19 protein-coding genes are annotated in these 25,415 nt (G+C 59.7%); 10 read left to right on the top strand and 9 right to left on the bottom strand.

Going from position 1 to position 25,415, the window contains the following annotated elements; all coding sequences use genetic code 11:
- Positions 1-12: 12 nt before the first annotated feature.
- From ubiE to H7850_RS08175, 7 genes are all read right to left on the bottom strand, one after another.
- Positions 13-759, bottom strand: a complete 747-nt coding sequence (gene ubiE / locus H7850_RS08205) for a bifunctional demethylmenaquinone methyltransferase/2-methoxy-6-polyprenyl-1,4-benzoquinol methylase UbiE (protein ID WP_227369032.1) — start codon at positions 757-759, stop codon at positions 13-15.
- A gap of 108 nt (positions 760-867) precedes the next feature.
- Entirely contained in the window at positions 868-1,263 is a 396-nt protein-coding gene (locus H7850_RS08200) for a gamma-butyrobetaine hydroxylase-like domain-containing protein (RefSeq protein WP_227369031.1), read from the bottom strand.
- Positions 1,264-1,313: 50 nt separating this feature from the next.
- Positions 1,314-2,645, bottom strand: coding sequence for an ATP-dependent protease ATPase subunit HslU (gene hslU, locus H7850_RS08195; RefSeq protein ID WP_227369030.1), 1,332 nt, complete (start codon positions 2,643-2,645; stop codon positions 1,314-1,316).
- A 5-nt stretch (positions 2,646-2,650) separates the two neighbouring features.
- Positions 2,651-3,169, bottom strand: a complete 519-nt coding sequence (hslV, locus tag H7850_RS08190; protein ID WP_227369029.1) for an ATP-dependent protease subunit HslV — start codon at positions 3,167-3,169, stop codon at positions 2,651-2,653.
- A 319-nt stretch (positions 3,170-3,488) separates the two neighbouring features.
- Positions 3,489-4,160: an SPOR domain-containing protein gene (locus tag H7850_RS08185; RefSeq protein WP_227369028.1), complete on the bottom strand. Its 672-nt coding sequence runs from the start codon at positions 4,158-4,160 to the stop codon at positions 3,489-3,491.
- Positions 4,161-4,163: 3 nt separating this feature from the next.
- Positions 4,164-5,849, bottom strand: coding sequence for an arginine--tRNA ligase (argS, locus tag H7850_RS08180; protein WP_227369027.1), 1,686 nt, complete (start codon positions 5,847-5,849; stop codon positions 4,164-4,166).
- A gap of 285 nt (positions 5,850-6,134) precedes the next feature.
- Entirely contained in the window at positions 6,135-8,498 is a 2,364-nt protein-coding gene (locus tag H7850_RS08175; protein WP_413614146.1) for a primosomal protein N', read from the bottom strand.
- Between the two features lie 38 nt (positions 8,499-8,536).
- Between H7850_RS08175 and rpmE the strand changes: the two genes are divergently transcribed.
- Positions 8,537-8,752: a 50S ribosomal protein L31 gene (gene rpmE, locus H7850_RS08170; protein WP_227369025.1), complete on the top strand. Its 216-nt coding sequence runs from the start codon at positions 8,537-8,539 to the stop codon at positions 8,750-8,752.
- Between the two features lie 230 nt (positions 8,753-8,982).
- Positions 8,983-10,254: a malic enzyme-like NAD(P)-binding protein gene (locus H7850_RS08165; RefSeq protein ID WP_227369024.1), complete on the top strand. Its 1,272-nt coding sequence runs from the start codon at positions 8,983-8,985 to the stop codon at positions 10,252-10,254.
- Between the two features lie 11 nt (positions 10,255-10,265).
- Here H7850_RS08165 and H7850_RS08160 read toward each other — a convergent pair whose 3' ends face one another.
- Positions 10,266-11,036 carry a YdiY family protein gene (locus H7850_RS08160; RefSeq protein ID WP_227369023.1) on the bottom strand — a complete coding sequence of 257 codons (771 nt, stop codon included), beginning with the start codon at positions 11,034-11,036 and terminating at the stop codon, positions 10,266-10,268.
- A 132-nt stretch (positions 11,037-11,168) separates the two neighbouring features.
- Positions 11,169-13,691, bottom strand: a complete 2,523-nt coding sequence (locus H7850_RS08155; protein WP_227369022.1) for a penicillin-binding protein 1A — start codon at positions 13,689-13,691, stop codon at positions 11,169-11,171.
- 240 nt (positions 13,692-13,931) lie between these two features.
- On the opposite strand from H7850_RS08155, the gene pilM reads away from it, so the two are divergent.
- The 8 genes from pilM (at position 13,932) to gltB (ending at position 25,400) form a co-directional block, all read left to right on the top strand.
- A complete protein-coding gene (gene pilM, locus H7850_RS08150) occupies positions 13,932-14,996 on the top strand; it encodes a type IV pilus assembly protein PilM (protein ID WP_227369021.1) in 1,065 nt (354 codons plus the stop codon).
- Positions 14,993-15,571 carry a PilN domain-containing protein gene (locus tag H7850_RS08145; protein ID WP_227369020.1) on the top strand — a complete coding sequence of 193 codons (579 nt, stop codon included), beginning with the start codon at positions 14,993-14,995 and terminating at the stop codon, positions 15,569-15,571. Before pilM ends, H7850_RS08145 begins: the two co-directional genes overlap by 4 nt.
- Entirely contained in the window at positions 15,568-16,197 is a 630-nt protein-coding gene (locus H7850_RS08140) for a type 4a pilus biogenesis protein PilO (protein ID WP_227369019.1), read from the top strand. Before H7850_RS08145 ends, H7850_RS08140 begins: the two co-directional genes overlap by 4 nt.
- The gene (locus H7850_RS08135) at positions 16,194-16,730 is read left to right on the top strand and encodes a pilus assembly protein PilP (protein WP_227369018.1); all 537 of its coding nucleotides are present in this window, start codon (positions 16,194-16,196) and stop codon (positions 16,728-16,730) included. Before H7850_RS08140 ends, H7850_RS08135 begins: the two co-directional genes overlap by 4 nt.
- Positions 16,731-16,921: 191 nt before the next feature.
- Positions 16,922-19,078, top strand: a complete 2,157-nt coding sequence (gene pilQ / locus H7850_RS08130) for a type IV pilus secretin PilQ (protein ID WP_227369017.1) — start codon at positions 16,922-16,924, stop codon at positions 19,076-19,078.
- Positions 19,078-19,620 carry a shikimate kinase AroK gene (gene aroK, locus H7850_RS08125; RefSeq protein ID WP_227369016.1) on the top strand — a complete coding sequence of 181 codons (543 nt, stop codon included), beginning with the start codon at positions 19,078-19,080 and terminating at the stop codon, positions 19,618-19,620. The genes pilQ and aroK overlap by 1 nt, the downstream gene beginning before the upstream one ends.
- A gap of 5 nt (positions 19,621-19,625) precedes the next feature.
- A complete protein-coding gene (gene aroB, locus H7850_RS08120) occupies positions 19,626-20,732 on the top strand; it encodes a 3-dehydroquinate synthase (RefSeq protein ID WP_227369015.1) in 1,107 nt (368 codons plus the stop codon).
- A gap of 216 nt (positions 20,733-20,948) precedes the next feature.
- Complete coding sequence (gltB, locus tag H7850_RS08115) at positions 20,949-25,400, top strand: glutamate synthase large subunit (RefSeq protein WP_227369014.1); 4,452 nt, start codon at positions 20,949-20,951, stop codon at positions 25,398-25,400.
- Positions 25,401-25,415 lie beyond the last annotated feature (15 nt).

The raw sequence follows: 25,415 nt of genomic DNA, 5'->3' as shown, positions 1-25,415 counted from the left end.
GAAAAAGGATCCTCATAGCTTGATGCCACGATGCAGGGCAACGATGCCCCCGGTCATGTTGGTGTATTCCACCCGTTCGAGGCCCGCAATCTCCATCATGGTCTTGAGTGTTTCCTGATCCGGATGCATGCGGATGGACTCCGCTAGATAGCGATAACTCTCTGCATCGTTGGCAACCCATTCACCCATTCGAGGCAGCACGTTGAAGGAGTAGTTGTCGTAGACCTTCGACAGCAAGGCATTGGGCGGCTTGGAGAATTCCAATATCAACAGGCGCCCGCCGGGCTTGAGCACCCGGGTCATGGAGCGCAGGGCTGCGTCCTTGTCGGTGACATTGCGCAGACCGAAGGCAATGGTGATGCAGTCGAAGCTGTTGTCCGGAAAAGGCAGGCTTTCCGCATTGGCCTGAACGTACTCGACGTTATCGCCTACGCCGTTGTCGATGAGCTTGTCGCGCCCCACCTTGAGCATCGATTGATTGATGTCCGCCAGCACCACACGGCCATTGGGACCGACCAGCCGCGAGAACTTGAGGGTCAGGTCGCCGGTGCCACCGGCAATGTCGAGCACCTGATGGCCCCGCCGCACGCCGGCTCGCTCCAGGGCCACGCGTTTCCAGAAGCGGTGAATGCCCAACGACATGAGATCGTTCATGACGTCATAGCGGGCCGCTACCGAATGAAAGACATCTGCTACTCGGGAAGCTTTTTCCTCGAGTGCCACCTCCTGATAGCCGAAATGAGTCGTGCGTTTATCCATGTCCATCCTTGTGACTCGAATCAAAAAATGGGTATGCCGCCATTGTAGACTCGGGGAGTAGGGTTTGTCTTTCAATGCAGCTGGGCGTCAACGCAGGATGCGCTTTTATCACAGCTGCTTAAGTGGAATCCCCAGCGGCTCCCGGGAAGCCCCCGCTTCCTCGAGACGGCGCAGGTAGTCCGCCCAATTGGCTTCTTGGTTGGTAGCAAGGTCGTAGAGATAGTCCCAGCTGTAAAGGCCCGTGTCGTGGCCGTCGTCAAAATGCAGCTTGAGGGCGTAGCGGCCGGTCTGGGTGATGTTCTTCAGGCCGACATATTTCATGCCCGTCTGCAGGGTTGCGGTGTCCGGGCCATGGCCGCGTACCTCGGCGGAAGGAGAGAAGACCCGCAGGTACTCGGCACTCAGGCGATAGCTTTCGCCTTCGTCCTTGCCTTCGCCATAGCCAAGTTCGAGTTCACGATCCTGCTTGTGATAGTGCACGCGGGTGGGAATCGGGGCAGTCATCTTGATCTCCTGAAAAAGCGGCGAGCAGACCGAGCTCGCCGCAAGATGTGTCAGAGAATATACCGCGACAAATCCTCATCCAGCGCCAGTTCGCCGAGCTGGGAATCGACGTAATCCGCGTCGATGACCAGCGGGTCTGGCATGTCATTGCTCTGAAACGAAGCCTCCTCGAGTAGACGCTCCATCACCGTATGCAGACGCCGGGCGCCGATGTTCTCGGTACCTTCATTGACCTGATAGGCGATTTCCGCAATACGCGCAATGCCGTCTTCGGTGAACTCGACGGTCAACCCTTCTGTGGCCAGCAAAGCCTGGTACTGCTTGGTCAGGGCTGCGGAGGGCTCGGTCAGGATGCGGCGGAAGTCTTCCGGGGTCAGAGCGTTGAGTTCGACACGAATGGGCAAACGACCCTGCAGTTCCGGGATCAGGTCCGAAGGCTTGGACAGATGAAAAGCGCCGGAGGCAATGAACAAAATGTGATCGGTCTTGATCATGCCGTGCTTGGTGGATACCGTGGAGCCTTCGATCAGCGGCAGCAGATCGCGCTGCACGCCTTCCCGGGAGACCTCCGCCCCGCCGCCGGAATCACCGCGTTTGGCTACCTTGTCGAGCTCATCGAGGAAGACGATACCGTTCTCTTCCACCGCTTCGATGGCACGCCGCTTGATGTCCTCGTCGTTGACCAGTTTGGCGGCTTCTTCGTCTCGCAGCAGGGGCCAGGCTTCCTTGACCGTCACCCGCTTGGTTTCCGGCTTTTGCTTGCCCATGTTGGAAAACATGCTCTGCAGCTGGCTGGTCATCTCCTCCATGCCCGGAGGGCCGGCGAGGTCGAAGCCGCCACTCTGGGGAGTGATCTCGATGTCGATCTCCTTGTCGTCGAGCTGGCCCTCGCGCAGTTTCTTGCGAAAGGTTTGCCGGGTCGAAGAGTCGTCCCGCGCGCTGTCGTACTCGCTGCCACGGGGGCGCGGCAGCAGCGCATCGAGAATGCGATCCTCCGCCGCATCCTCAGCTCGGTGGCCTACTTCTTCCTTGGCCTGCTCGCGCACCATCTTGATCGCCATTTCGATCAGATCGCGAATAATGGATTCCACATCGCGACCCACATAGCCGACCTCGGTAAACTTGGTCGCTTCGATCTTGATGAAGGGCGCTCGGGCTAGCTTGGCCAGACGGCGGGCGATCTCGGTCTTGCCCACGCCGGTGGGGCCGATCATCAAAATGTTCTTGGGAGTGACTTCTGGGCGCAGCTCGTCGTCGAGCTGCATGCGCCGCCAGCGATTGCGCAAGGCAATGGCCACGGCGCGCTTGGCATCGTGCTGGCCGATGATGTACTGGTCCAGGGCGTGGACGATTTCACGGGGCGTCATCTGGGATTGATTCATGAGGCTCACAGCTCTTCGAGCTTGATCTGGTGGTTGGTATAGACACAGATGTCGGCGGCGATATTCAACGCCTTTTCGGTGATCTCCCGGGCGTCAAGCTCGGTGTTGTCGAGCATCGCTCGGGCGGCGGCCAAGGCGTAGTTGCCGCCGGAACCGATGGCGATCACTCCGTGCTCCGGCTCGAGCACGTCGCCGGTGCCACTCAATACCAGCGAGGCGTTCTTGTCCGCCACTACCAGCATCGCTTCGAGCCGGCGCAGGGCGCGATCGGTACGCCACTCCTTGGCCATTTCCACGGCGGCCTTGACCAGATGGCCCTGGTATTTTTCCAGCTGAGCTTCAAAGCGCTCGAACAGCGTAAAGGCATCGGCGGTACCGCCGGCAAACCCTGCCAAGACCTGATTGTGATAAAGGCGGCGAACCTTGCTGGCGTTGCCTTTCATTACCGTGTCGCCAAGGGATACCTGGCCATCGCCGGCAAGCGCCACTTGATCGCCGCGACGCACGGATACGATCGTCGTCATGAATAGAAACTCCCTGAAGGCAGGCCAGTCTGAAAGTATCTTGCCTGCCCGGTGGCTTTGGGCGCGCTCTCAAAAGCAAGCAGAACGCCCGGTGCAATCACTCTAGGAAGTGTGGGCGGGGGTTGCGAAAATCAAGCAACACTCTATTAGGCTTCGTCTGAAAAATCGGCGAGCGAAGTCTAGACAAGGCAAAAATTGGCGAAGACGGACCGGGCTCGCGCTCGAGTTTACGTGTTGTAAATGAGCATCTTGATCGGACTCGCGCACGAGCCAATTTTTAACGCTGTATAGACAAGCGCAGGCACTTTTCAGACAAAGTCTAGTTCTGCAGCTTGATCATCAGCGGCTCAATACCCTGAGTCACCATCAAATCCTGGGCGCGATTGAGTTCCCGCGTATCCTTGTAGGGGCCTACCTGCACCCGATGCCAGGTCTGATTGCCCTGTGCCTTGACCTCGGTGATCTTGGCCAGCAGGCCAAAGTCCTTGAGCCGCCCGGACAGGCGCTGGGCATCGGCGATATTCTTGAACGATGCCGCCTGCAGCATGTAGCTGCCGTCGCTTGCGGGCGCTGGCTGCGACTTCTTGACCGCCGTATCGCTTTCAACCACGTCCGCGACCGCCGCCGTTTTGGGTGTGTTGTCCGACTCATCGACCTTGGGGGCGATGACCTCGGATTCCGGCAGCAGCGTATAGAATTCGAAGGTCGGCATGCGAGCCTCTTCTTTCGCTGCAGGCTTCCCGGCGTTCGAGGCGCCCTTGGATGAAGCGCTCTGTGTACTGGCAGGCTTGGGGACCACCGTGGCCATGGGGGGCGAGGTTTCCTGAAAGTACTGGGACAGGGCGAAGCCGGCAATGAGACCGCAAAGGCCCCATAGCCAGCCGGGGATGCTGAAGCCACTGCGCTGCTTCTGACGCGACGAACGACGTGCGGTGGCGCCCTTCCTACGCGAGGATGGGCTCGATTTCTGACTCGTACTGCGGCTGGCCATGATTTACATCTCCTCCGGGGCGCCGACACCCAGCAAGTTCAAGCCGTTACGGATGACCTGGCGGGTCGCCAGTCCCAGCGCCAGGCGCGCATTACGCAGCGCAGCGTCATCGACCATTACCTTGACGGCGTTGTAGCAGGTATGGAAATCCGCGGCGAGATCCTGCAGATACTGAGCGATCTGCTGGGGTTCGCGGCTCGCGGCGGCATGAGAAACCACTTCGGGGAAGCGAGCAAGGCGGTTCATCAATGCCTTCTCCTGCTCTTCCACGAGCAGGGACAGATTATCGTGTGCAAGCGTCAGGTCGAAAGGGCGGGCATCCGACTCGGCGCGGCGCATCACGCTACTGATGCGGGCATGAGCATACTGGATGTAGTAGACCGGGTTGTCGTTGGACTTGGAACGGGCCAGGTCGATATCGAAGGTCAACTGAGAGTCAGCCCGGCGTGCAGCTAGGAAATATCGAGTGGCGTCCCGGCCGACCTCATCGATCAGATCCCGCAGGGTGACGTAGCTGCCGGCACGCTTTGAGAGTTTTACCTCCACCCCGGAGCGGGTCACCAGCACCATCTGGTGCAGCACGTAGTCCGGCCAGCCGGCGGGAATGCCGGCTTCAAGTGCCTGCAGCCCGGCCCGAACGCGCGTCACCGTGGAGTGGTGATCGGCGCCCTGCTCATCGATGACGTGAGTGAAGCCTCGTTGCCATTTGCCGAGGTGATAAGCCACATCGGGAACGAAATAGGTGTAGTCGCCGTCACGCTTGCGCATGACGCGATCCTTGTCGTCACCGAAGCGGGTGGTGCGCAGCCACAGAGCGCCGTCCTCTTCATAGGTATGGCCGCCGTCGATAAGTCGCTGCACCGCCTCTTCGACCTTGCCCTCGTTGTATAGCGAGGACTCGAGAAAATAGACATCGAAGGCGACACCGAAGGCCTTGAGATCCAGATCCTGTTCCCTGCGCAGATAGGCCACCGCAAAGCGACGAATCGCATTGAGATCTTCCGGGTCCGCGGCGGCGGTGACGTGCTGGTCGTCCGCATCCACGGTCTCGCCGGCGAGATAGTTTCTGGCAATATCGCTGATGTAATCGCCGCGATAGCCATCCTTGGGCCAGGCCTCGTTTTCCGGAGTCAGACCATCAATGCGCGCCTTTACCGACAGCGCCAGATTGGTAATCTGGGCGCCGGCATCGTTGTAGTAGAACTCCCGGGTAACGTCGTAACCGGTTGCTTCCAGCAAGCGGCATAGGCAATCGCCGATCGCCGCGCCGCGACCGTGGCCGACGTGCAAGGGGCCGGTCGGGTTGGCGGAAACGAACTCCACCTGCACCTTCTGGCCCATGCCTTCCAGGCTGCGACCGAAGGTGTCGCCGGCATCGAGTACCGTCGGCACGATGCGGGCAATCGCATCCGTGGCGGCAAAGAAATTGATGAATCCCGGGCCTGCAATCTCGACACGCTCCACGCTGTCACTCACCGGCAGGGCCTCGATCAGTGCCGTCGCGACTTCCCGGGGGTTACGGCGTGCCGGTTTGGCCAGCAGCATGGCCAGATTGCTGGCGTAATCGCCATGAGCCTTGTCTCGGGTTGCCTCGATCTTGATCGTCGGGTGGGCGTCGTCGGGCACGAGCCCCTGAGTCTTGAGCGCGGCCAGTGCCTGGTCGAGCAGTGAAGCAATGGTGTCTTTCATGAGAGTGCGTGGGGTGTCCTGTGGCTCTAGCGAGTATTCGTCGGCACGACGCAGGCATTGGCTTGAAGGCGTCGTTCGCGCGTAAATGTAACCTGCATTATCGACAATTGCGCCCTGGCTTTAAACCTTTGATGGTTCTTAGAGAATCGCTGAATAAATCGCCGAGTGAGATGAAGTGCAAGGCGCACGGAGCACAGAAGACGAGACATAACATGGGGTTAGGCGAGTATTCGAGCACCGCGCAACGCAGCAATTCGTTCACGCAGGCATTTACACAGTGATTTCTCAACTCAAGGTTTGCGGATCGATATCGATGGACCAGCGCACACGGCGCGCCTCCGACGAGCGTTCCAGCCAGTCGACGAGAAAGGCGCTGGCCTCGTGTAGCGCGCTGCGCTTGGCCGCAGAGAGCATCAGATGCACATGATAGCGATTCTGACGTCGCTCCATAGGAGCCGGTGCCGGCCCCAGACAGTATACGTCCAGTCCGCGTTGATCCAGCCAGCTTCGCAATGAGGTCGCCGCCGCGCTTGCAAGGGCGGTAGCTTCTGCTTCTTGGGGGCTCTCGAAGCGCAGCAATGCCATGTGGCGATAGGGCGGGAGGCCGGCGAGCCGCCGCTCTTCGAGAAGCGTGCTTGCCAGGGCGTCATAGCCGCTCTCCGCCAGCAGACGCAGATGGGGGTCGTCCGGGTGCAAGGTCTGCACCAGCACGCGGCCCGGGCGCTCGGCCCGGCCGGCGCGGCCCGCTACCTGAACCAGCAATTGGCCGCTGTGTTCGAGGGCGCGAAAATCGCTGGCATAAAGCCCCGCGTCCGCATTGACCACCACGACCAGGGTGACATGAGGCAAGTGATGCCCTTTTGCCAGCATTTGCGTACCCACCAGCAGACAGGGTTCGCCGCGCCGCACCTCGGTGAGGGCATGCTCCAAGGCATCCTTGCGTCGGGTGCTGTCCCGGTCGATACGATATATCGGGGTCTTGGGAAACAGGGCGGATAGCGTTTCTTCGCTGCGTTCGGTGCCGGTGCCGAGCGGGCGCAGGTCGGCGCTGCCGCAGTCCGCACAGAGCTCAGGGAGCCGCTCCTGGCGTTCGCAGTGATGGCAGATCAAACAAGAAGGCTGGCGATGTAGCGTCATACGGGCATCGCAGTGACGACACTCCGCCAACCAACCGCAGCCGTGGCAGGCAAGGGTTGGCGCAAACCCGCGCCGGTTGATGAAGATCAGCACCTGCCCACCTCCGGCCAGCGCTGCGCTGATGGCATCGATGCTGGGCGGGATCAGTCCCCCTTGGGTTGGTCGACCCCGCAAATCGGCGAGCTCTAGCCGGGCTGGTGCGTGATGGCTGGCCCGTCGGGTCAGGTGTAAATGACGGTAATGGCCACTGCGTGCCTTGATAAGGCTTTCGAGCGATGGCGTAGCGCTCCCCAGAAGAATGGGGATGTCGTGATGATGGGCGCGAACAATGGCCAGATCCCGGGCATGGTAACGCAGCCCTTCCTGTTGCTTGAAGGAGTTGTCGTGCTCTTCATCGACGACGATGACGCCGGGCTTTGCCAGGGGGGTGAACACCGCGGAGCGGGTGCCAATGACGATGGGCGCGCGCCCCGAGCGCGCCGCTTCCCAAGCATCCAGGCGCTCTGCATCCGTCAGGCTGGAGTGCAAGGCGACCACCGTCACGCGAAAGCGCTGGCGAAAACGCGTCAGGGTCTGAGGCGTCAGACCGATTTCGGGTACCAGTATCAGGGCCTGGCGCCCCTTGGCGATGACCGATTCGATCAGTTGCAGGTAGATTTCGGTCTTGCCGCTGCCAGTGACTCCCTGCAGCAGGCTTGCATGATAGCCATCGAGTCGTTGATGCAGCTCCGCCAGTACGCCGGTCTGCTCGCGATTGAGTACCAGGGCGGGTTCCGCAAGCAGATTGCCCCCCGGCGAGGGCGGCGGCCCGGTCAGGGGTTCTTCCTGACACGCCGCCAGCCCCTTGTCCGCCAGCCCCTTGAGCTGGGTGCGATTGAACCCTTGAGCGCTGATGACCGAGCCCACCACGCCACGCGGGTGCTGGCGCAGCAGCTCGAGCAGCTCTGCCTGGCGCCGGGCGCGGCCCAGCAGAGCGGCATCGGCGTTCTGGCCGGCTTCCGTCAATTGCCAGCGTTCCCGCGTGCGCGCTTCCAGGGGCCGGCCCTGGCGCAGCAATACCGGCAAGGCCTGATGCAGGGTGTCTCCCAGGGCGTGCTGGTAATAGCGCGCAGTGAAATGGCACAGCCATAGCCAGTCCGCGGGCAGCGGTTCGTTGTCCAGACAGGCGCCGATCGGTTTGAGGGCGCTTAATTCGAAATCGCTGGTATCGCGGCACTCGACGACGATGCCGACCACCTCGCGTCGCCCAAACGGTACTCGCACTCGCAAACCGGGTTGCCATCCCTCCCGGGGGGCAGGGTGGCAAGGCCGGTAGTCGAATAGCTTACGCAGCGGGGTGGGTACGGCGACGCCGAGTACCCTGGGTGAAGACGTTGCATATGTTGGAAGTGGCAATTGGTCTCCGGCAGTAGCTCTGCTATAATGTGCGCCCCTTGGCGAGTTGTGTATTGTGCGATAGCGCAGCCTCAGGGGGAAACCGGTTATCTCGCACCCGTGTACGGTGCTCGGCATGGACCGAGTGGCGGTACACACACAAATGAGGCTTCAAGATGAAACAAGGTATCCATCCAGATTACAAGAAAGTCACCGCTACCTGCTCCTGTGGTGCCACTCATTCAATCGGCACTACCTCTGGCGAGGACTTTTTCGTGGACGTTTGCTCCAACTGCCATCCCTTCTACACGGGCAAGCAGAAGCAGGCGACTACTGGCGGTCGCGTCGAGCGTTTCAACAAGCGTTTCGGTGCCGCTGTCAAGCGCAACTAAGCACGAACACGTTCTGTACAAAAACCCGCCATGTCAGGCGGGTTTTTTGTACCTAGCGGTCAATGCACTATTCTTGAATGGAGAGTAGCGGGCATTGGCCGTTTTATTTTCTGTGGAAAGTGTTTCCTGTTTTTATATAAAATTCAGTATAAACATGAGTTTGTGGTTAATTGTGAAGCGGTTTATTTTTCTATATCCTGAAAGAATTCTCAGAAAACTGGACAGACACCATGACGGACGTGAAGAAGCAAGCGGCACTGGATTATCACTCCCAGCCGATTCCTGGAAAACTGTCGGTCGAAATTACCAAGCCGACCTCTTCCGCCAAGGATCTGTCGATGGCTTACAGTCCAGGCGTAGCCGAACCGGTACGGGAAATCGCCAAGGATCCGGAAAATGCCTACCTCTATACCGGTAAAGGCAATCTGGTAGCGGTCATTTCCGATGGTACCGCGATCCTTGGGCTGGGCAATCTGGGGGCGCTTGCCAGCAAGCCGGTCATGGAAGGCAAGGGGGTGTTGTTCAAGCGATTTGCCGGCATCAACTCGGTGGATATCGAAATCAATGCCGAGAGCCCGCAGGCATTCATCGATACCGTGGCCCGCATTGCCGATACCTGGGGCGGCATCAATCTCGAGGACATCAAGGCGCCGGAGTGCTTCGAGATTGAGCGGACCCTCATCGAGCGTTGCAATATCCCGGTCTTTCATGACGACCAGCACGGGACCGCCATCGTCACCGCGGCGGGGATGCTCAATGCACTGGATATCGCCGGCAAGAAGATCGCCGATGCACGGATCGTGTGTCTGGGTGCCGGCTCCGCTGCCATTGCCTGCATGAAGCTGCTGGTGTCCTGTGGCGCCAAGGCAGAACATATCTACATGATCGATCGCAAGGGCGTGATCCACAGCGATCGTGACGATCTCAATCAGTACAAGGCGATGTTTGCCACCCAGACGTCGCTACGCACCCTCGATGAAGCGATCGAAGGTGCCGATGTGTTCGTCGGTTTGTCCGGCCCCAATCTGTTATCGGCGGATCAGCTCAAGAAAATGGCTGCCAGCCCGGTGGTGTTTGCCTGTTCCAATCCGGACCCTGAGATTGATCCGCAGGTGGCCAACGAAGCGCGAGATGATGTGATCATGGCCACCGGGCGCTCGGATTATCCCAATCAGGTCAACAATGTACTGGGGTTCCCGTTCATCTTTCGTGGGGCGCTGGACGTGCGTGCAACCCGTATCAATGAAGAGATGATGATCGCGGCGGTCCATGCCATCAAGGATCTGGCCCGGGAGCCGGTGCCTCAGGAAGTGCTCGAGGCTTACGAGGTCGATGCACTGGAGTTCGGCAGCGGCTATATCATTCCCACGCCGCTGGATGCGCGCTTGCTCGAGCGGGTCTCTTCTGCCGTGGCCCAGGCCGCAGTAGACTCCGGGGTGGCGCGGCGCCCTTATCCGCCACACTATCCGTTGCAGAGCGTCAATGATGTCTACGGCGGCTGATTCACTATCGATCACCAATGGTAGAGGAGCGACGCGGCCGTAGTGGTATCCGTATTCACTTGGGTATCGTCGTCATCTTCATCCTGGGGTGGATTGGAGTTGTGTTTGACTTCATGCGAGATGCGTAAGGCGAGGCTGGCATTGAGCTGAGTCGTGATGGCGGTGAAGGTGCGCGTGGTGACATTCTCCCGCGTACCTTCCACCGACAGCTCCTGTTGAAAACTCGTGCCCTCAGAAATCTGCCATTCGTAGTCCAAAGCGCCATACCCCACCGCCAGATTCTTTATTTCCCCGTTCTCTAGGGCATCGCGTCGATAACCCGGGCCGGTTTCCAGCGATAGTGTATGTTCTGGCCCGGCCAGCACTTGGCGACCGTAGCCACTGATGAAGGTCGTCTGGTAGCGATAACCGCTGAAACGCTCCTTCTCCCAGCGTGCAAAGCCGAACAAGTAGTGCGGTCCGTCGAGGTCGTAGCGCTCGCGACCGGCGATCAGATATTGTTCGGCACTGCTTTCATCATCTTCTTCGATCTTGCGCGTACTGCCGAGAAGGCTATGGGTCATTCGGCCTGTCAGCCAGGTCAGGCGCCCCTTGGCGATCAATGTCTCGCTGTCGGTATTGCCGGACAAGTTAGTGTAGCCAAGCTCTGCCTGGCCGCTGAAAACAGGCGATTCATCATCCGGCGCAGGCGGGGCATAGAATGAAGCGGCGGTTGCCTGCCTATCAGCAAGCGAAATGGCGAGCGTCAACAAAAGTGTTGGCGTAAGCCATGTGCGTGGCATGTCAAAGACTCCTAATGCATTCGTATCGGCGCGGGTGGTCAGCGCTGCCGGCGTAGAGAGACGAAGAAGGCAGGTTGAGCGGACGAGTCGTTGCGACTCGCCCGCCAAATGTTGCTGAACATGGACAAGTACTCAGAAGATCGCTTCGTAAGTACCGGTACCCTGGGATCCGCTGCGGTTTTCCAGCTCACGCTGGATGCGCCGTGGTTCGAAGTCGGGCAGGTTATCTTTCCGGAACAGCTCTTCGATACCCCCGGGTTGATCGTCATGCAATAGTAGCCCGCTGTTCGTGTCGATACGCTTGGTGACGATATCGTCAGGGCGATCGGGAACACTTTCCGGCGTGCCTTTCAAGGCCTCCTGCATGAAATCCTTCCAGATGGGTAGCGCCGCTTGAGCACCATATTCTCCGGTACTCTCGTTGCTATCTTTGCCGACCCATACCGTTGCCACCAGGTTGCTGTTGAAGCCCGAGAACCAGGCGTCGCGCTGTTCGTTGGTGGTGCCGGTCTTGCCGACGATATCGCCGCGATTCAACTCCAGCGCCCCACGGCCCGTGCCACGTTCGATCACGTCGCGCATCATGTCCCGCAGGATGTACAGCGCCTGGGGATCGACGACGCGCTCGGCGACGGGATAGGTCTTGCCGTCGATACGGGTCTGGGTGGCACCTTCCGGGCAGGAAGGGCAGGCGACGTTGGGCGTCGACTCGGCAAGCGGTTCCTGCTCGCCGGTATGCATTACCCGTTCGATATACCAGGGCGTAACCTTGAAGCCGCCATTGGCTAGCACAGCGTAGGCATTGGCCATTTCCAGCGGGGTCAGAGAGGCACTACCCAGCGCGAGAGAGAGCCCATGGGGCAGACGCCCATTGGCGAAACCGAACCGCTCCAGGAAGGCAAGCGCATTGTCCAGACCAAGCGCCTGTAGCACGCGAATGGTGACCAGGTTGCGCGAGCGATAGAGGCCTACTCTCAGTCGGGTCGGGCCACGGAATTCGCCTTCCGAGTTGCCCGGGCGCCAATCGCCTCCCATGTCGCTCATCACCACCGGCGCATCGTTGACGACGGTGGCAGCCGTCATGTTGCCTTGCTGCAACGCCGCCAGATAGATGAATGGCTTGAATATCGAGCCGGCCTGTCGATTTGCCTGGGTCGCTCGATTGAACTTGCTGTGGGCAAAGCTGAAGCCGCCTTGTAGTGCGCGAATGGCTCCGCTACGCGGTTCCAGGACGACAATCGCCCCCTCGATGCCTGGGCGCTGGGAAAGCCGCCAATTGCCTTCCTTGTCTTGCAGGATGCGGACCAATGAGCCGCGCTGAGCGATCTGCTCGGCACGCTTGGGCGCTTCACCGCGCCATTTGGGGCTGCGATATTCACGCGCCCACTCGAGTCCCTTCCAGTCCAGGGTGACGAGCTCGGCATCGCTTGTCAGTACCTGCATCTTCTGATCTTGCGTCGAGACGACGATTGCGGGCTGTAGGGGCCCTGTGACGACGGTACGATCGAGCACTTTTAGCCAGTTGCTGACATCGCCTTCGATGCCGCTGACCTGGGCTTCACTGCTCTGGGCCGCCTTGCGGGCGGTCTGTATGACCTCCGGCGATTCAGACAGCTCTTCTTCCAGGCCTTCACGCTGGGTCTTGTCCTGGGCTTCGACCAGGCTCGGCGGAATCTCGGTCTCTTCCGCGCCTCGCCATCCGTGACGAGTGTCATAATCGATCAGCCCTTGCACGAGGGCTTCCCGCGCCTGGCCTTGCAACTGGCTGTCGAGAGTGGTGTAGAGCGTGTAGCCGCCAGTATAGGCATCGTCACCGAACCGCTCGATGGCGAACTGACGCGCCATCTCGGCAATATAGGAAGCCTCGACCTCCACCTGAGCCGAGTGACGGCGCGCCGTCAGCGGCGCCTGTACCGCTTCGTTATAACGTTCAGCATCGATATAGCCCAGTTCGCGCATGCGATACAGAATCCAGTTGCGCCGGATCAAAGAGCGCTCAGGGTTGGCTAGAGGGTTGAAGGTGGAGGGCGCCTTGGGAAGACCGGCGATCATGGCTTTTTCCGCCAGAGTCAGTTCCGCCAGGGGCTTGTCATAATATGTCTTCGCGGCGGCGGCGATTCCATAGGCGCGGTGGCCCAAGAATATCTTGTTGACGTAGAGTTCGAATATCTCTTCCTTGTCGAGAATCTGCTCCATCTGCAGGGCCAGCAATATCTCGCGAATCTTGCGGGTAAAGGTCCTATCCAGGGTCAGCAGATAGTTGCGTGCCACCTGCATGGTGATGGTGCTGCCTCCGGTCTGGATGCCACCGCTTGCGGCCAGTTCGAATGCTGCCCGGGCAAGGCTCTTGGGATCGACGCCGGGGTGATCGAAATAACCATCGTCCTCTGCGGCCAGAAAGGCTTGCACCATATCCCTGGGAATGGCGTCGTAGGCGACAGGCGTCCGGCGCTCCTCGCCGAACTCACCGATCAGCTTCTCGTCCCGGGTATAAATACGTAGCGGGGACTGCAGTTCGTACCCCTGCAACTGACGCACGTCGGGCAGCCCGGGGGCGAAGTACAGAGCAGCGCCTATCACGGCCAGTACACAAGCGGCGCTCAGTGAGAGAAAGAGCCATAGGGCCGAGCCGAGCAGACGTCTGAAAAACTTCATGCAGTATCAATGTCCGTGGTAATCGAGTGACGAGCGAACGGTGGAGTGCCGCACGGTCTCAGACTGGGCATTATATAGAAAGCGCGCCATGCGAAAACCAGTAATGACATTTCCTTGTGAGGAATAAGTGTGAAAGCGTTGCCCTGACAGGCGCCTGTGTGCCTCAAAAGCGTTAATGATTTTTTCCTAGGAGCCGATAAAACCCTATACGAATGAACGCAGGTGCAAAGGGGCCACACCGTGTTAGGGCTAAAAGCGTCCCCCAGGGGACTTGTCGGTGTCGATATTACCTCGGCAACGGTCAAACTAATCGAATTGAGAAGTCGCGGCCTCCAGCGTCGAGTCGAGAGCTATGCGGTACGGCCGCTGCGGGAAGGCGCCGTCGTGGAGCGTCGTATCCGCAATATGGATGACGTCGTCGATGCCATCGGTCGCGCCGTGGAGCATGCGCAGCCGCGCAGCCGACACGCAGCCGTGGCGATTTCCCCCAATGCGGCGATTACCAAGATGCTGACGCTACCCGCGTCATTGAGCGATGAAGAGATAGAAGCTCACATCCAGCTCGAATCCGACAAGCATATTCCTTTTCCGTTCAATGAGGTTGCCTTCGACTTTCAGCGACTAGGGGCGAACGTCCGTCATCCAGACCAGCAGAATGTACTGCTGGTCGCCTGCCGGCAACAAGAGTTGGAGCAGCTCACGGATGCTGTCCTGCAGGTAGGGCTCGAGCCGGTTGCAGTGGATATCGAAACCTTCGCGCTGGAACGTGTCTGCAGTGAGTTGCATCGCCAGGTTGAGCAAGAGGCGGATGAGGGCGGATGCATCGCACTGGTCGATCTAGGGGCCAACATGAATGCCTTCCATGTGCTGCAACAGGGTCGCACGCTCTACAGCCGCGATACGGTCTTCGGCGGCCGCAAGCTGACGGATCATATTCGCCAGCGCTATGGATTGAGCTTGGATGAGGCTGGATTTGCCAAGAAATATGGCGGGCTACCTGAGGATTATACGGACCAGGTCCTGAATCCCTTCATCGATGCCGTCATTCAACAGGTCGGCCGTTCGCTGCAGCTTTACTACACCACCGGTCGTAATCCCAAGGTCAAGCACCTGATTCTGGCTGGCGGTTCCAGTGCGATCCCTGGTTTGCGTGAAAAACTTGCCGCCAGCAGTAACCTGCGGGTGGAACTGGCCAATCCCTTCACGAACATGACCGTCAATTCGCGCGTGGATGGCGCGGCCTTGAACAGCGACGCTCCGGCCCTGTTGACTGCCTGCGGGTTGGCCATGAGGTCGCGCCCATGAGTATTGAAATCAACCTCTTGCCCTGGCGCGAGGCGCAACGCGAAGCGCGCAGCCGACGCTTCGTGCTGGGAATCATGCTTATGGCACTGCTTGGCAGCGGCGGCGGCTGGGGCTTGGCGCAGTTTCATCAGCAGGCGCTGGAGACGCAGCAGCAGCGCAATCGTTTCATCGAAGCCCGAGTACAGCGTCTGGATCAGGACATCGTCGCAATTCATGACTATCAAATGCTGCGGGAGGACATGCTGGCACAGATCGAGCTGATCCGTGGCTTGCAGTTCAGCCGCCCCCAGACGGTTCGAGTGTTCAATCAACTGGTGACGAGTCTGCAGGAGGGAGTGCATTACAGCGCATTGTCTCGAGACGAGAATCGGTTGCGCTTTACCGGTCGCGCCGACACCAATCGGCAGGTATCCGATCAGCTGCGTGCGATCGCGGCCAGTGAGGTGTTCGGGATCCCTCAGTTGGCCGAAGTACAGACGGAAGAGGGCGGGACGGGTAGGCGTTTCGATCTGAGCGTCGAAGAGATTCTGCCCGGTTCCGTGCCGGAGCAACTCGCCAAGGAGGATATGCCATGAACTCCAGGGGCACGAACCTCAAGCTAGAGTGGCAGCGTTTACGTGAACTCGAGTGGCGTGAGCTGGACATAAGCGAGGCTGCCAGCTGGCCCAAGTCATTGAAGGCGATCTGCCACGGGTTGGTATTGGCAGGCACATTCGTCGCCATGAACTGGTATCTGGCGGCACCTCGGGCCGAGCAACTCGAGAGTGCCCGGGCTCAGGAGAGCGAATGGATTCAGCGTTATGAAAACAAAGCCCTCCAGGCGGCGAGTCTGCCGCTGATGCGTGAACAGATGGGCGAACTCGAAGGCCGTATGGGATTGCTGCTTGAAATGCTGCCGACCGGGGCCGAGGTGCCGGCATTGATCGACAATATCAGCGATACCGCCCATGACAATCAGTTGACCATCGATTTCATTCGCCTACGCAGCCCCGTGCTCAAGACGTTCTACACCGAGCAACCCTTCGATATTCAAGTACAGGGCGACTATCACCGCATTGCCGCTTTCCTATCCGGCGTTGCTGGACTATCTCGGATCGTCACTTTGCACGATTTCAGCCTCGTTCCGGTAGAGAAGACCGATACGCTGCGACTGTCGATGCTGGCCAAGACCTACAACCATCGACCGGAGAGCCAGCCATGAACGGCAGAATTCTCGGGCCGCTGTTGATGCTGGCGCTGGCAGGCTGCAGCGACAGCAATCTTGCCGGTCTGGAGCGTCAGCTGGATCTATTGCAAAGCCGCTCTACCGGACAGGTCGTGCCACTTCCCCAAACGCCGTTATATCAACCGGTAATCTACGGCCAGGTCGCTGATCGCAGCCCGTTCATGGTGCAGCGTTCGGACGTCGAGCAGGCTCGCAATGTAAAGACCGAGTTGGCGCCGGACAGGCGGCGCTCGAAGGACGCACTTGAAGCCTACGCCCTGGAATCGCTCATTCTGGTGGGTATCCTGCGCACCGACGGGCGAAACTCGGCATTGATTCGCGACCCGGAGGGAGGAATACATCGCCTCTATGTTGGTGAGCATCTAGGCACGGATTTCGGCCGTGTTACCCATATCGATGAACGCTCCCTACAGCTTCTGGAGATCGTGCCGAACGGGCAAGGGGGCTGGATCGAGCGCCGCGGCAATCTCGCATTGAACGATGACAACGAACATAAACGCCGAGGCTAAAGAAAAAGAAGCGCCAAGGCTTGGGCTTTGTCTGAGAAGTCGATGAGCGATGACTAGACAAGGCAAAAATCGACGAAAAGGCGGAGTTTACGCGGTGTAAATGAGTACTTTGAGTCGATTTTTAACGCTGTATGGGCGAGCGCAGGCACTTTTCAGACATAGCCTAGGAAGGCAGGTTCAGGGGAACACATATGACAACACTCATTCGCACGCTGCTAGCTGCGGCGCTGTTCAGCGCTGCCGGGCCGGTGCTGGCCCAGTCCGCGTTGATAGGCGTGGATTTCGAGCAGTCCAGCGACAATCAGCTCGAGGTCGCGCTGCGCTTCTCCGGTGGCGTACCCGAGGTGCGCAGCTATCGCATCGACTCTCCATCCCGGTTGACCGTCGACCTGTTGGAGACCGCTAGCCAGCTGGAGCAGCGCCGCTTCGATCTTGCGCTGGCCGGCGTGCACCAGCTGGTGGCCCTGGAGTCCGGCAAGCGTACCCGGCTGGTATTCGACCTCGAGCGCGCATTGCCCTACACCTTGCGTGAGCAGGGCGATGTATTGGTGGTCCAGCTCGGTAATGACGCTGCAGCGACGCCGATGCTTTCCGAGCTGATCGCAACCGGTGCCGTCATCAATGAAACGGGCGCCGAGCCGGCCAGGGAAGGCGTTTATTTTCCCAAGGCCCCATCTGGCGGTGTGGTCGATGTGGAAGTCAAGGCCGAAACTGCGGCCAGCGCCTTGCCCTTGGTGCACGGGCCTCGGGTGGAAGACATTGACTTTCGCCGCGGCGATAATGGTGCCAGCCGGCTGACGCTGACCTTCGATCGCAGTGGCGTCGATGCTCGGGTTCGTGAGCGGGAGGATCGGCTTATCGTTGCGGACATCGAGAACGTGACCCTGCCGGCATCGCTGTTCAAGATTCTGGATGTCAGCGATTTCGGTACCCCGATGCAGCGCATCGTGCCGCAGTTCGAGGGGCAAGGCGTGCAGTTGATGATCGAAGCGCAGGGCGATTATGCAATGCATTCGAGTCTCAATGGACGTGAGCTCGTCATCGAAGCCAAGCCTCGGGCCCGGACCGAACGCCCTGACGACCAGCGCCAGCGCACCGCCTATACCGGCAAGCGCATCACCCTCAATTTTCAGGACATCGAGGTACGTGAGGTGCTGGCGATCATCGCTGATTTCACCGGCCTCAACCTGATGGCCCGGGATAGTGTGCAGGGCAGTGTGACCTTGAATCTACAGAACGTGCCCTGGGATCAGGCGCTGGATCTGGTGCTTAAAAGCCATGGGCTGGCCAGTCGCCAGACCGGCAATGTACTGATCGTGGCACCAGCGGAGGAGATGGCCGCCATGGAGCGCCGGGAGTTCGAAGCTCAGGCGCAAATGCAGGAACTGGCGCCATTGACCACGGAATATCTCCAGGTGCGCTATGCCAAGGCGGATGAACTGGCTTCTCTTCTAAGAGGGGGTGAAGGGTTCGGCCTGCTCTCCGACCGGGGAAAGGTCAGTGTCGACGCTCGCACCAATACCTTGCTGATCCAGGAAACTCCGGAACAGCTCAAGGCGATCAAGTTCACCCTGGATCAGCTGGACATTCCCGTGCGCCAGGTGCAGATCGAGGCACGCATCGTTATTGCCAGAGATAGCGCCGCTCGGGAACTGGGGGTCAACTGGGGAATGTCCTCGGCCAAGCCGGTCAACGGGGCGCTGGGTAACGGCAGCAGCATGAACCTCAGTGGCGCCTCGAACGGTCAGGCGCCGAACGGCGGTCTGGCGGTGGATCTGGGGGATGATTTAAACCCTAGCAGCGTATTCAGCTTCGGCTATCTCTCCGGCGACATTCTGCTCGATCTCGAACTGCGGGCACTGGAAAGCGAAGGCAAGAGCCAGACCATTTCTCAGCCGAAGGTGATCACCGCCAACCAGAAGCGGGCCGTGATCAAGCAGGGCCAGGAAATACCTTATCAGGAAGCCACCTCCAGCGGCGCTACCAACATCGAGTTCAAGGAGGCGGTGCTGTCGCTGGAGGTCACGCCCCAGATCACCCCGGATGACCGCATCATCATGGATTTGATCATCAACAACGACGATGTGGCCGACAACAGCTTCGCCGGGGCGCCGGCCATCGACACCAACGAAATCCAGACTCAGGTGCTGGTCAACAATGGTGAAACCGTGGTTCTGGGCGGCATTCTGACCACCGATCAGCTGGAAAATCTGTTCAAGACACCGCTATTGGGTGACCTGCCATTGCTGGGACATCTATTCCGCTATACCGAACAGAGCAATCAGAAGGTAGAATTGCTAGTCTTCATCACTCCGAAAATCATCGAGGATAGGCTGGCGATTCGCTGATGCAGGGTTTTCCCAATCTTTTTCTGATCGGCCCCATGGGGGCCGGTAAAAGCACCATCGGCCGCCTTCTGGCGGCCGAGTTGCAGCGCGATTTCGTCGATAGCGATCACGAAATCCAACGGCGTTGTGGTGCCGATATTCCTTGGATCTTCGACGTCGAGGGCGAGGCCGGCTTTCGCCTGCGCGAACGGTTGATCATCGACGAGCTGAGTCAGCGTGGTGACATCGTCCTTGCCACCGGCGGTGGCGCGGTGATGCATGAAGACAATCGCCAGTTACTGCGTGAGCGCGGCACCGTGATCTATCTCTATGCCACCGTCGAACAGCAGTTGCGTCGCACCGCCAAGGATCGCAATCGCCCCCTGTTGCGCAGTCATGATCCCGAGGCGGTGCTGCGCGGCTTGTTCGAGGTACGCGATCCGCTGTACCGTGCCACCGCCGACTTGTTGATACGCACCGATCGACGTGGCACACGCTCGGTGGTCAACGACATACTGAGGCGCGTATCCCGGCTCATCGACCCATTGCAGACCAAGGCCTGAAAACCATGAAGACATCCCTTGTTCCGCCGCGCACCCTTGACGTTGCGCTCGGCGAGCGTCGCTATCCCATTCATATCGGCGCGGGGCTCTTGCATGATCCGGCGTTGCTGCGCTCCCATCTGGCCGGACGCCAGGTGCTGATCGTCACCAACGAGGCCGTGGCGCCGCTCTACCTGGAGATGCTCAAGCAAGCGCTCGGTGACGATCTCGAGGTGCGCGAGTTGATCTTGCCGGACGGCGAACAGACCAAGACCCTGGCCACGGTGTCGCGCATCTGGGATGCCTTGTTGGAAGCCGGCTTCAATCGCCGCTGCACGCTCATCGCTTTGGGCGGCGGCGTGATCGGCGACATGACCGGGTACGCGGCTGCCTGCTATCAGCGCGGGGTAGCCTTCATCCAGGTGCCAACCACCTTGTTGGCCCAGATCGATTCCTCGGTGGGTGGCAAGACCGGGGTAAATCATCCTCTGGGCAAGAACATGATCGGCGCCTTCTGGCAGCCTCGGGCGGTGATCGTCGATACCGATACCCTGGCAACGCTATCTGAGCGGGAACTGTCCGCAGGACTTGCGGAGGTGATCAAGTATGGTCTGATCGGCGATCTTCCCTTCCTGGCCTGGCTCGAAGAACACATGGCGGGGCTGCGTGGGCTCGATAGCGAACTGCTCATTGAAGCCATTCTGCGCAGTTGCAGGATCAAGGCGGACATCGTGGCCGAAGACGAGACCGAACAGGGCGTGCGGGCATTGCTCAATCTCGGTCACACCTTCGGCCATGCCATCGAGGCCCACCAGGGTTACGGCAACTGGCTGCACGGCGAGGCGGTAGGCACAGGAATGTACCTGGCGGCGCTGCTTTCCCAGCGCTTGAATTGGCTGGCTCAGGTCGAAATTGAGCGCGTGGGTGCCGTGCTGACGGCAGCGGGGCTTCCATTGAACACCCCGGCCGACATGGATGCGGCGGCATTTCTCGAGCACATGCGCCGAGACAAGAAGAATCTGGATGCCCGCATTCGCCTGGTATTGTTGCGCGGTCTTGGAGATGCCTGTCTTTACGATGAGACACCCCCTGCATTACTCGAGCAGTTTTTGCAGGAGTGCCCTAAAAAGTAATCCTTTCTTCTTTACAGAATCTTGAATGAATTCATAGCCCGCGCCTTGACGCGGGCTTTTGCATTGACGTGCCGATTCAGGGTAGTCTTGCCCTCTTGCTGGTCTTGCATGGCTTATGCATGAATCGCATAACAAAGAGCTGCACTTTCAATGCAGCGGCCTGGTTTTCCCTATCCGTTCACTTCTTGGCTATTTACATTTTTTAGAGGCACGCCCATGAGAAAAGGTCTTCATCAGCCCGGCGAGTTTCGCGACAACTGCGGTTTTGGTCTGATTGCTCATATGCAGGGCGAAGCCAGTCACGATCTTCTGAAAACAGCCATCGAATCATTGACCTGCATGACCCATCGGGGCGGTATCGCGGCAGATGGTAAGACCGGCGATGGCTGTGGGCTGCTGTTTGCTATGCCCATCGACTTTATGCGCGCGCTCGCGAAGGAAGAAATGAACATCGAGCTGGGCCAGCGCTTCGCCGTCGGCGTCGTGTTCTTCCCCGATGACGATCATCGCGAGAGCCAGGCTCGGGAAGTTCTAGAAGGCGAGCTTATCGAGCGCGGCCTGACCGTGCACGGCTGGCGCGACGTACCCACGGATGCCAGTGTTTGCGGACCCATGGCCTTGGACTGCCTGCCGCGGATTCGTCAGATCTTCGTCGAAGCCAATGACGATCGGCCCGACCCGGTATTCAACGTCGACCTGTTCATGGCGCGACGGCTTGCCGAAGAGAAGCTCAAGCACGAAGAAAACTTCTACGTCTGCTCCCTGTCGTCCCGGGTTTTGTCCTACAAGGGACTGATGATGCCGGCGGATTTGCCGACGTTCTATCATGATCTCGGCGATGCGCGTCTCGAGACCTCGACCTGCGTCTTCCATCAGCGCTTCTCGACCAATACCGCGCCCCGCTGGCCGCTGGCCCAGCCGTTTCGTTTTCTCGCCCACAACGGCGAAATCAATACCATCGAGGCCAATCGCGGTTGGGCCAATTCGCGCAAGGAAAACTTTAAAAACGACTTGCTGCCGGACATCACCCAACTCGAGGAGATCGTCAATACCGTCGGTTCCGACTCCTCGAGCATGGACAACATGCTCGAGGTGCTGCTCACCGGCGGCATGGATCTGTACAACGCCATCCGCATGATGGTGCCCCCGGCCTGGCAGAACGTCGAAACCATGCCAGGCGATCTGCGCGCCTTCTTTGAGTACAACTCCATGCACATGGAGGCCTGGGACGGGCCGGCGGGCTTAGTGATGACCGACGGCCGCAATGCGGTGTGCATGCTGGATCGTAACGGCCTGCGCCCGGCACGTTGGGTGATCACCAAAAATGGCTACATCACCTTGGCCTCGGAGATCGGTACTTACGGTTACAAGCCCGAGGACGTAGTAGCCAAGGGCCGGGTCGGGCCGGGTCAGATTCTTGGCGTGGACACCCACACCGGTGAGGTGCTGCATACCCAGGAGATCGACAACCGGCTCAAGTCCGCCTTTCCCTACAAGCGCTGGCTGAAGGATCGCGCCCAGTATCTGGAATCCGCATTGACGGAGTTGGCGCGCTTTCACCCCTTCGATGCCCAGGAACTCGCCGTCTATCAGAAGATGTTCCAGGTGACGTTTGAGGAGCGGGATCAGCTGTTGCGTCCGTTGGCGGAAAGCGGTCAGGAAGCGGTGGGCTCCATGGGGGATGACACCCCCATGGCGGTGTTGTCCCGTCAGAGCCGTGTGCTTACCGACTACTTCCGCCAGAAATTTGCTCAGGTCACCAATCCGCCCATCGACCCGTTGCGCGAAGCGATCGTGATGTCCCTGGAGACCTGCTGCGGTGCCGAACTGAACGTCTTCGAGACTACTGCGGATCATGCCCATCGCTTGATTCTCACCGCGCCGATACTGTCGCCGCGCAAGTTCACCGCCTTGGTCACCCAGGAAGACGTTGCATTTCGCAGCCAGACCCTGAGTCTGAGCTACGACCCGGAAAAGAGCAGCCTCAAGCAGGCGTTACAGGCTTTGTGTCAGGAAGCCGAACAGGCCGCCAAAAAGGGCGTGGTCATTCTGGTGCTGTCCGACGCCGATCTGCACAAGGGCTGGTTGCCGGTCCATGCCGCGCTTGCCACCGGCGCGATCCATCATCATCTGGGGCGTCTGGCGCTCAGGCCCCGGGTCAACCTGATCGTGGAGACCGGCTACGCCCGGGACGCTCACCAGATGGCGGTGCTGTTCGGTGTCGGCGCCACGGCGATCTATCCGTACCTCGCCTATCAGGTGATGGCGGACATGCATCGCAGCGGTGAACTGGTCGGTAACCCGGAGGACACGCGGGAAAACTACCGCAAGGGCCTGCAGAAAGGGCTCTACAAGATCCTCTCCAAGATGGGCATCTCGACCCTGGCCTCCTATCGTGGCTCTCAGCTGTTCGAGGCGGTGGGGCTCTCATCCGAGGTCATGGATCTGTGCTTTACCGGCATGAAGTCGCGCATCGAAGGCACCGGCTTTGCCGAATTGCAACTGCAGCAGGAGTTACTGGCGCGGGACGCCTGGTTGCCGCGCAAGACGCTGGTTCAGGGCGGCCTGCTCAAGTATGTGCACGATCACGAATATCACGCCTACAACCCGGATGTGGTGATGACCCTGCAGCGAGCGGTGCAGCAGGGAGATTACGCTCAATGGAAGAAGTTCGCCGGGCTGGTCAACGAGCGGCCGGTGGCCACTATTCGCGATCTGCTTAAACTCAAGCCGGCCCCGGAGCCGCTGCCGCTGGATGAGGTGGAGCCGGTCGAGGATTTGATACCGCGCTTCGACAGTGCCGGCATGTCTCTGGGGGCGCTTTCCCCGGAGGCCCACGAAGCGCTGGCCCAGGCCATGAACGAAACCGGTGGCCGTTCCAACTCCGGTGAAGGGGGCGAAGATCCGGCACGTTACGGCACGATTAGAAGCTCGAAGATCAAGCAGATCGCCTCGGGGCGCTTTGGCGTGACGCCAGCCTATCTGGTCAACGCCGAGGTGCTGCAGATCAAGGTCGCCCAGGGCGCCAAGCCCGGGGAGGGCGGCCAGTTGCCCGGCAGCAAGGTCAACGAGCTGATCGCCCGACTGCGTTACGCGGTGCCCGGGGTAACGCTGATCTCGCCGCCGCCGCATCACGATATCTATTCCATCGAGGATCTGGCCCAGTTGATCTTCGATTTGAAGCAGGTCAATCCCTCCGCTCAGGTGTCGGTCAAGCTGGTTTCCGAACCGGGTATCGGCACCATCGCCACCGGGGTGGCCAAGGCCTATGCGGATCTGATCACCGTCTCCGGCTACGACGGTGGCACCGCGGCGAGCCCCATGACCTCGATCAAGCATGCCGGCTCCCCTTGGGAGCTGGGCCTGCCGGAGGTGCATCAGGCGCTGCGTATCAACGGCCTGCGGGACAAGATTCGACTGCAGACCGATGGCGGGCTGAAAACCGGCCTTGATGTGGTCAAGGCGGCGATCCTCGGCGCCGAGAGTTTCGGCTTCGGCACCGCGCCCATGGTGGCCCTGGGCTGCAAGTACCTGCGAATCTGCCATCTCAACAACTGTGCCACCGGTGTCGCCACCCAGCACAAATATCTGCGTGACGAGCACTTTCGCGGCACCGTTGACATGGTCAAGCACTACTTTCGCTTCATCGCCGAGGAAGTACGCGAGCTGATGGCCATGCTTGGGGTGCGGTCGCTCACCGATCTGATCGGTCGCACTGACCTGCTCGAGGTGCTTGAAGGCGACACCGCCTCCCAACGTAAGCTCGATCTGACCCCGCTGCTCGAGAACGACCATGTACCGGCGGACGCACCGCAGTTCTGTCAGGTCAGCCGTAATGAGCCTCACGACCCCGGTGCCAAGAATCGGGAAGTGCTCGAAGCGCTGATGACGGCCATCGAGGAAAAATCCGGCGGCGAGTTCGAGTTCAATATTACCAACTGCGATCGCAGCGTAGGGGCGCGAGCCTCCGGGGAGATTGCCAAGCGCTATGGCGAAGCGGGGCTCGAGGAGGTCCCGATCATTGCGCGCTTCACCGGCGTCGCGGGCCAGAGCTTCGGTGTGTGGAACGCTCGCGGTCTGCATCTGTATCTCGAAGGCGATGCCAACGATTATGTCGGCAAGGGCATGAATGGTGGGAAGGTGGTCATCGTGCCACCGAAGAGTAGCCAATTCGAAAGCCACAAGACGGCGATCATCGGCAATACCTGCCTGTACGGTGCCACCGGCGGCAAACTGTTCGCCGCAGGGACCGCTGGCGAGCGCTTTGGCGTGCGTAATTCCGGAGTGCATGCAGTCATCGAAGGGGCCGGTGATCACTGCTGTGAATACATGACCGGCGGGGTGGTCTGCGTACTTGGTGACACCGGGGTCAACTTCGGCGCAGGCATGACTGGCGGCTTTGCCTATGTCATCGACGAGGATCGTACCTTCGTCGACAAGTACAACCACGAGCTGGTGGAGATTCATCGCGTCAACACAGAAGCCATGGAGGCCTACCGTCGCCATCTACGGGAAATGATTCAGGAATATGTTGCCGAAACCGACTCGGCTCGGGGTCATGAGATCCTTGAAGACTTTTCTGACTTCATTCGTCACTTCTGGCTGGTTAAGCCCAAGGCCGCGAACCTGCGGGAATTGCTTGCCCAATCCCAGCGTCAGCCGGAATAAGAGATAGCGTCAGCC

This window comes from Halomonas sp. M20 (assembly GCF_020622265.1).
Lineage (GTDB): Bacteria > Pseudomonadota > Gammaproteobacteria > Pseudomonadales > Halomonadaceae > Modicisalibacter.
This window is presented reverse-complemented; position numbering and strand designations above follow the sequence as displayed.